Consider the following 1,589-nt stretch of genomic DNA (forward strand, 5'->3'; position numbering starts at 1 on the left):
TTCCTAAGAAACAGCCGTATCAGGTTCCGCAGGCATCTCATGCAGGATGAAGCCGAAGGCCTTGGCGCGGCGCTGCAGATTTCCGATCACCCGGCTGCGATAGCGCTCCTCATATTGTGAAGCACCAGGATCATGATACGCCATGCCGTAGCGAAGGCTGTTATAGAACAGCACCGCGATTTTGCGTGCGGTCGCGGTGACCGCTTTTGCTTTTCCAGCGCGCGCCGACAGCCTTCGGTAAAAAGCGCCCAGCGCGGTGTCACTTCGACCGATGGTGGTTGCGGCCAGACGCAGGAGTGCTGCAGCGCGGCTCGAAGATCGTCGAGTTTTCGACGACAGCAATTTACCGCCCGATATCTTGTTGCCCGGCGCCAGGCACAGCCAGGACGTAAAGTGCTTCGAACTGGGCCATGCCGCAAGATCGGTGCCGCACTCTCCGACCAGTTTGAGCGCGAGCGATGGGCCAATTCCGTGGATCTGCGTCAGGTCCACGCCCAGCACGCGATACAGAGCGGAGCGGACCTCAAAGTCAGGCGTGTTCACCTGTCGCCCTTTGGTCCGGACTTTTGGAAGGTGGCGAACGTCATGGCCGTTGTCGATTTCGAGCGCCTTGAGCGCGACTTCAAGCTTTCGATCACATTCGAGAATTTTGGTTTGGTAGAAATCGAATAGGGCCAGGGACTGGCCGAGCGCGAAGATGTGCTCGTCCCGCCAGTTCCCTGATAAGGCGGCACAGATGGTCTCAATCGTCGCGTGGCATCGGACGTCACGCATTTGCGCCAGCGTACTGGGCGTACGTTCCCCGTTCACAATGGCTCTGATGATCCGCATGCCCGTCACGCCGGTGATGTCAGAGACGACGTGATGGAGTTGCACATTCATTTCCATCAGCGCCTTTTGCATGTGCTGAATATGCGAGGCGGCGTATTCGATCAGCCGCTCGCGCTGCCGTAGATAGGCACGCATAGTCGCCACTCCCGCCTCGGGACGGAAACTCCCCCGCAGCAGCCCGTAGCTGTGCAGGCGTTGCAACCATGCAGCGTCGCTGACGTCGGTTTTGCGACCCGGTACATTCTTGGCATATCGCGCATTGACCAGGATCACCTCAAAGCCATGTCCTTCAAGCACTTCATAGGCTGGAATCCAGTAAACACCGGTCGATTCCATCGCGACAGTCGTGACGCCATATGCCTTGAACCAGCGAGCCATATCTTGGAGATCGCCGGTGAATGTCCCAAACGCTCGTACCGGATCATCATCGGCGTTCGGATTTATGGCCGCCATATGCATGGTCGATCCAATGTCGATGGCAGCAGCGCGTGGATTGACCATGGACAACGCGCCAGATTTTGATCGTTCCATTCCAAGTCCTCCTTCAAAACAGGAGGGTATGGGCGATGCTAAACGTCATCTTCCTAACCGGGATCGCCGCAAAACGGCGTCACCACTCTCAAGTACGCAAACACCCACGGGCCACGTTTTTTAACGGGGTCATGCCTCCAATAAGCCATCGGCCGCGACCCTCCCGGCCGCACCATAGCACGACCCGTTTCTACCGCGCACAGGCGGGCTCAGCCGGCGACGGTTTT

The 1,589-nt window shown here is 58.1% G+C and carries 1 protein-coding gene; it reads right to left on the bottom strand.

All coding sequences use genetic code 11. The features are described 5' to 3' along the window. Positions 1 to 3: 3 nt before the first annotated feature. Positions 4 to 1,362 carry an IS110 family transposase gene (locus tag CG471_RS29745; protein ID WP_037513434.1) on the bottom strand — a complete coding sequence of 453 codons (1,359 nt, stop codon included), beginning with the start codon at positions 1,360 to 1,362 and terminating at the stop codon, positions 4 to 6. Positions 1,363 to 1,589 lie beyond the last annotated feature (227 nt).

The organism is Sphingobium sp. IP1 (assembly GCF_002708645.1).
Classification (GTDB): Bacteria; Pseudomonadota; Alphaproteobacteria; order Sphingomonadales; family Sphingomonadaceae; genus Sphingobium; species Sphingobium yanoikuyae.